5 protein-coding genes are annotated in these 6127 nt (G+C 59.7%); 2 read left to right on the top strand and 3 right to left on the bottom strand.

The window, feature by feature from the left end; translation table 11 throughout:
• The first annotated feature begins 188 nt into the window (after positions 1–188).
• The gene (locus LAP85_26445) at positions 189–734 is read left to right on the top strand and encodes a cysteine hydrolase (protein ID MBZ5499953.1); all 546 of its coding nucleotides are present in this window, start codon (positions 189–191) and stop codon (positions 732–734) included.
• Between the two features lie 883 nt (positions 735–1617).
• Here the strand turns inward: LAP85_26445 and LAP85_26440 are convergent.
• From LAP85_26440 to LAP85_26430, 3 genes are all read right to left on the bottom strand, one after another.
• Positions 1618–3843: a TonB family protein gene (locus tag LAP85_26440; GenBank protein MBZ5499952.1), complete on the bottom strand. Its 2226-nt coding sequence runs from the start codon at positions 3841–3843 to the stop codon at positions 1618–1620.
• Positions 3840–4226, bottom strand: coding sequence for a BlaI/MecI/CopY family transcriptional regulator (locus LAP85_26435; GenBank protein ID MBZ5499951.1), 387 nt, complete (start codon positions 4224–4226; stop codon positions 3840–3842). The genes LAP85_26440 and LAP85_26435 overlap by 4 nt, the downstream gene beginning before the upstream one ends.
• Before the next feature lie 258 nt (positions 4227–4484).
• On the bottom strand, positions 4485–5345 hold the full coding sequence (locus tag LAP85_26430; protein ID MBZ5499950.1) for a hypothetical protein: 861 nt from the start codon (positions 5343–5345) through the stop codon (positions 4485–4487).
• Positions 5346–5551: 206 nt separating this feature from the next.
• Here LAP85_26430 and LAP85_26425 point away from each other — a divergent pair, with 206 nt between their 5' ends.
• Positions 5552–6127: a sigma-70 family RNA polymerase sigma factor gene (locus LAP85_26425; GenBank protein MBZ5499949.1), complete on the top strand. Its 576-nt coding sequence runs from the start codon at positions 5552–5554 to the stop codon at positions 6125–6127.

Here is a 6127-nt window from a genome sequence, read left to right as displayed (position 1 = left end):
TACGCTCGCCTTCACTCCGCTCCGGGGCAACCATCCCCGTCTCTCTCTTCAATTCTGCTATTCCCATCTTGGATTTTCACCCTACCCTCTACATTAAATTAGCATGGGGTAGGTGTCTCAGCATCATAGGCACAGAGGGGAGCGCTCCCGCAACGATTGAACCTCAATCCGGTGTGGTGGGAGGTGACATGGCATTGCTGATTATTGACGTTCAAAATTTCTATTTCGCGGGCGGCAAACTGCCGTTAACCGGGCCTGTCGAGGCCAGCGTTCAAGCGAGAGCGTTGTTGGAACGGTTCCGGGCTTTGAAGAAACCCGTATTCCACGTCCAGCACCTCCCGGCAGGGAAGGAGAGCTATCGTCAGGGAGCCGATGATCCGCAATACGCGATTCACTCCAATGTGGCACCCCTCCAGGACGAAAAGATCATTTATAAGCATGAAGCGAACAGTTTCCGTGGCACGTCGCTCTTAACTGAACTGAAGAGCACCGGGGTCAAGAGGCTGGCTATCTGCGGCATGCAGACTCACATGTGCGTGGAGGCTACCGTGCGGGCGGCAGTGGATTTCGGATTTGAGGTGATGCTGGCATCCGACGCGTGTGCTACGCGACCGCTCACCTTCAACGACCGCGAAGTATCCGCGGACACCGTGCAGGCAACAACGCTGGCGGTATTAAACGGCTCCTATGCGCGTGTCATGACCACCTCTGAACTCCTCGCCCTCCTGAAATGATACGCAATGATTTCGGGACAGGCGCGAATGGCGTTTAATTAAGGAAACAGGGTGCGACCCTGGCGGGCTCAGCCATGCCGGCGAGCCATCGGTTGCTACAATCCCCGAAGCCGTTGGCGTCCGCAAGCCCTGTAAGGGCGGCCGTAGTTTTCAGCCCAGGGCGCAAGCCCTGGGATAAGACGCAAATGATGGATGAGCCCTGTAAGGGCGATGCAGAAGCGCCTGCAATGCCCCGATTACAAGGACCTTGCATCGCCCTTACAGGGCTCTCTTTGCTAATGGCTCCCCATTCCCAGGGCTCACGCCCTGGGCTGCGGACTGCGGACGCCCCTTTCGGGGCTTAAGCCCTTGCTCCTGGCATGCTCAAGACGATTCCAATCACCCTTATTTGAGCGCCATTCGCGCCTGTCCCCGAAATTAGACACCGCGTCCAAAGAGCAGAATATAACTGGCACGAAGAACATGAAGGGAGTCTGGCAAAGCGCATTCTCCCCTACGTTCTGCCGATGCTGCGCTCGCGATGACTCGGACTGCCTAGCCCGCATTGCCCCGATCGCTGCCTTCGGCACCGACAATCGGCTTATCAGTAAGGCAACCAGTTTTCTCATAGCGGATCTCCGGACGCTGAAAAACGCAGACGGACTCCGACAGTTTTGCTCCGGTCGGCGTGCAGAAGCTTTTGCCGCTACCCAGGGGCAGGGGTCTGGCAAACGCCCTCCCGCTCAGCCGCGAGCGGCGCTCACGGTCATTTCGCATCAACTCTTCGTTCGGTTCCTCGCAGGTTCCTGCGGAGACCGAGGCCACGACGAAAAAGAGCCGTTCCACTGGTGTTACCGGCAAGAGGAAGAAGGTGCTCGAGACCGCCGGCGCAATCGAGCCGGCGTTACCTGATCGGGATGGTTATATTGACCGCGACCGGTACAGGTTCACCCCCGCGGCGTCCCGGGGTTATGACCTGGGCCCGGCTCAGTACATCCTGAATTTCCGGCGATTCCGGACCTGCGACCCTTTCGACTGCGAGGATTTCCCCTGCCTCACTTACATATACCCTGTAACTCACGACATTAGCGGGACCGAAAGGGGTGCTGGCGGTCTGAGGTAAGGCAGCACCGGCTGCCTTGGCAAATGCGCCCAGAGCGGCAACATCTACATTCAGTTGTGGAGGCTCGATGGTGTTGCCACCGCCTGCCCTGACTCCGCCCAAAATCCCACCTGTCACACCTCCGGCGACGCCACCTGTCACACCTCCCGCAACACCTCCTGATCTTCCTCCGACGACTCCACCCGGAGTTCCCCCGATAACGCCGCCGCCCCCCGCGAATGTCCCCACCGAATAGAACAGGCGGCCGGCTCTAAAGAGATAGTCCGCGGACATGATCTGGATGTTCTGGACGCCCTTCGCTCGCAGGTTTTGTAGGCTCCGATCGAGAACGGGGAAAGTGATCTGGCGGTCAGGCGTGGCCACCAGCGTGCCCTGAACCTCTCTAAACCCGTCAAGGAATACCACGCCGCCGCCGGCATCCTTCAAATTTCCTTCCGGATCGATGACGATCTTATCCGGAATACCGAAACCAAGAATCACATTCGTCATGACGGGAACGGGCTCGCCATTGAGAAGAGTCGGGGCGTAACGCCACTGCCTCACAGCGTTTACGGCAGCCTGTTCGAACAACGGAGCCCCAAGCGCAATCCGGAAGCCCGTGGGCTCTCCGGCTTCATTGATGACAATCTCCAGCATTACCATGCCGGCGATCCGATTCTCTATAGCCTCTCTGGGCATTATCGGATCCACTCTCTTTGTCAGCTTCGATTCCAGAACGGCGTTGCCAACGCGTATGGGTTCACGCTGCGGAGGCTTGGGAGCTGGATTATTGGCGCCGGCGGGCGCAGGAGTCGCCGGTATTTTGGTTTCCCGGATCGCAGGCTCCAGGACCCTGGGCTTCAGTGCATGATTATCGACGAGGGTCGGTGTCGCCTGCGCATCCGGTGTTGCGGGGATTCTCTTCTCCTGCAGCGCTGTCGCCCGCTCCGGACCGTGGGCGGAAACGGCAACGCAGAAGAGCCCCGCGGCGAAGACAATGAAAAGATAGACGAGGCGATGTCTTTCTCTGATCTGATAGCTGGTATGCATCATACGACGAATCCTCCTTCCCAGATTTGAGGAGCTCTCGGCCATGGCAATCCCGAGGAGCTGCTCGGACGGCTGATGGGCAACCGTTTCGGCAACCTTCAACATCGAACGCACATAGGTAGTCGTGCCCCCACCGGAGCGGCGCACAACCTCATCGTCACAGGCCAATTCCCGTTCACCGCGCATCGTCCAGTTGGCGAGCCAGACCATCGGATGGAAAAAGTGCAGCACCTGGAGCACGATCTGAGCAGAGTTGACGAGGCAATCCCGGCGTCGGATGTGAACCAGTTCATGAAGCAGCACCGGCTCCAGCGCATCCAGGGGCCATGAGTTTGCCATGGCCCCGGGGAGGACAATTCTAGGTCGCATCACTCCATGCACCGCAGGGATCGGCAGCCTTCCGATCTGGTCGGCTTGAACCAGCTGAATCGCTCCCCTCAGGCCCATTCCCTCAGCCAGTCTCCGCAGCAGGGCAATGAGCTCGGGACGTTCCACCGGACGGAATGCGCCCGTCGAGCGGCGAACCTGGGCAGCGCGCGCGCCGATCATGCAACCCAGCAAAAGAATCCCGGACAGCCATGCCAGACATGCCGGCAGCGCGATTTCGACCGCGCCACCGCCTCGCGGGGAAGGTTTTTGTGGCTTCCCCAAGGACGCAGGGCCGGTTATGCCAGGGCCTGCGTCCGCCTCCGATGAGACTGTCACTGCGGGCTGCAATCGGGCGGCCGTTGTCATCCAGTGGATGCCGGCGGCGAAAAGACGCCCGGGATACTGTCCGATCCCCAGTGGCGACAGAAAGGTCGTCGGCACGGAAAGGCGAGCCAGTACCACGAACCACAATAGATATCGATAGCGTGCCGGAGAGCGACGGAGACAGAGGCTGATCGCATAGACAAGGATAATGAGAATGGTGACCTGCAAGCTGACTGGCCACACCTGGGCAGCCCAGTAGTGGGCGAGCCTCGCGAGCCAATTCATTTTTGCTTCTCCTCGGCTTTTTTTAACAGATCCTTCAGCATCTCGAGCTCTCGCTCGTTGATCGCCTCGTTTTTTGCGAGGTGCTGAAACAGAGGGGCAACGGAGTTGTCCAGCACGGTGGTGGCGAAGTCCTCAACCGCACTGGCAACGACCGATGCCCGGGAGACGGCCGGCGAGAAGATGCACAGCGGCCCGAGCTTCTCCATTTTGAGGTAGCCTTTGGCCGCGATGCGATCCAGCAGAGTTTTGGTGGTCTGATAGTCTCGCTCCCGGTGCATCCACAATGCCTCGTGGATCTGGCGCGCGGTGGCTTTGCGGAGCTTCCAGCACAGGTTCATGACCTTCCACTCGGCCGGCGACAGTTTGCGTGATCTGGTTGCCATGGTTGGGTTGCCTCCAAGCTTGTAGCAACACTACCACAGTTGTGGTGATGATGTCAAGTGCCATTCGATAGCCCGGACTATTCATGAATATGCGACCAAAAAGCGGTTTTGGACGCAGAAGAACGCCGACGAGCGCCGCCGGTTCGGCCTTGGTCGGCGTGCAGGAGCTTCTGCTTCATGAATAATTCAGGCTGGAGTTTAACGGCCTGACTCCGTCAGAAGGGACTCCATTGCCGGTTCCAAAGTGATCGCTTTTTTTCAGACAGGCGACGGGGCAAGGGCACGAAGCCCTTCGGCTATGGCACGTCCAATGTTGGCCATGAGGTCACGCCGTCCGTTCACTGCATACAGGGTTGGCGTGAGCGCCCAAAGCTCCTGCTCGATTCTCCGCGCGGGAGGCGGCGCGGAACCGCGCCGCTGCGCGATTTCGCCGAGCAGCAATGGCAGTACCTTGTCGGAAAGGCGCAACGCCGTGTCGACAACGAACAGCCCAAGATTGGGCCGCAGCAGCTCCAGGCGATCAAAAAATGCGCTGATTTCGGCGGCGGCCAGGTTCTTGGGAGGGGAGGATTTCAGCTCCACATAAACCAGTTTCCCTTCGGCGCACGCAATGATATCGAAGTCGCCACCCACGCCTCGTGTGTGAAGTTTGACCCCGGCGGCAACATCAAATGCGAAACTGCGCCGCAACTCGCGCGCGACGTACCACTCCAGGCTTCCGCCGAAGCTCTGCGCGGGCCAGAGCAGCCGATAGCGGCCGCGCGCGCAAATTGCGGCCAGCCCCAGGTCCACCAGAGACCTTGCATAGGCCCTTGCCTGTGCGCCTGTTACAAAGCGGGTTGTTTCCCGTGGAGTAAATCCGTGGGGCTTCTGAATGGCACCCCGAAAAAACAGCCTAAAGGCGTAATGGCCGAGCAGCTCAGAAAATGGATCGGCCACTTCGCGCTCGAGATCGTCGGGAAAGGGGAGGTCGGGGCGTGTTTCCAAAGGCCGGAATCCCCGACGTATCAGCATGGCGAGCGCTTCACCGGTCGAAGAAGCCGCCTGTAGCCGGCGCCGCATCGGCCTCTCCCTTACCGCCATCGATTCGAGCTCCACAACCGTACGACTCTTGGGCATGGCGTATCCGATTATTGATTTATCGGCGAGGCGGGGCCGGTATTCCGGATCTCCCGCGCTATCTTCCACCCTCCGTGGAGTTGCCGCCGGCGGATCTGGACTTCCTTAAAATGCATCGCCTTTGGCTCACTGCAGTGGGGCACTCCGTTTCACCTGATTGTAACCTTTTGCGTTCTTTGCCGGTATGATCATCTGAACAGGTAGCCATGGATATCGACGCCCTGGGGGACGAAGTTTTGATGAGGCGGGTGTGCGCGCGGGATGTCGACGCCTTCCGTGTTCTCTACGGCCGCTACGAGCTGCGTGTCTTCAACTTCGTTTTCCGCTGCGTCGGCGAGCGCGCCCTCGCCGAGGACCTGCTCCAGGAGACTTTCTGGAGGGTATGGCAGGCAGCTCACACTTTCGATCCCGCACGCGGCGGATTCCGATCGTGGCTCTACCGGGTGGCGCTTAATGCCACCCGGAGCGAAATGGGGCTGAAGCGTTACTCATGCGAATCCCGGGAAGGCGAGATGGCTGAAAAGACGGTCCTGTTGATGGAGAGGGGTCCCCGGGATGATCCGGAAACCCGATTCGAGCGCGGGGAGACGGCAGCCCTCGTTGCCACGGCACTGGCTGGTCTTTCCCCGGCGCTGCGCGAGGTGGTCGCGCTCCGCTGTATGGAAGGGATGAAGTTCAGCGAAATCGCAGCCGTCACCGGAGCGCCCGCGGGGACACTCAAGACGCGCTTTCACCGTGCAGTCGCCGAATTGCGACGCCGGCTTGCACCAGGAGAGCAATAG

This window comes from Terriglobia bacterium (assembly GCA_020072565.1).
In the GTDB taxonomy this organism is placed as follows: domain Bacteria; phylum Acidobacteriota; class UBA6911; order UBA6911; family UBA6911; genus JAFNAG01.
This window is presented reverse-complemented; position numbering and strand designations above follow the sequence as displayed.

Coding starts and splice junctions, on each gene's coding strand:
- LAP85_26445 (MBZ5499953.1), top strand. CDS start 189: ATGGCATTGCTGATTATTGACGTTCAAAATTTCTATTTCGCGGGCGGC.
- LAP85_26435 (MBZ5499951.1), bottom strand. CDS start 4,226: ATGGCAACCAGATCACGCAAACTGTCGCCGGCCGAGTGGAAGGTCATG.
- LAP85_26425 (MBZ5499949.1), top strand. CDS start 5,552: ATGGATATCGACGCCCTGGGGGACGAAGTTTTGATGAGGCGGGTGTGC.
- LAP85_26440 (MBZ5499952.1), bottom strand. CDS start 3,843: ATGAATTGGCTCGCGAGGCTCGCCCACTACTGGGCTGCCCAGGTGTGG.
- LAP85_26430 (MBZ5499950.1), bottom strand. CDS start 5,345: ATGCCCAAGAGTCGTACGGTTGTGGAGCTCGAATCGATGGCGGTAAGG.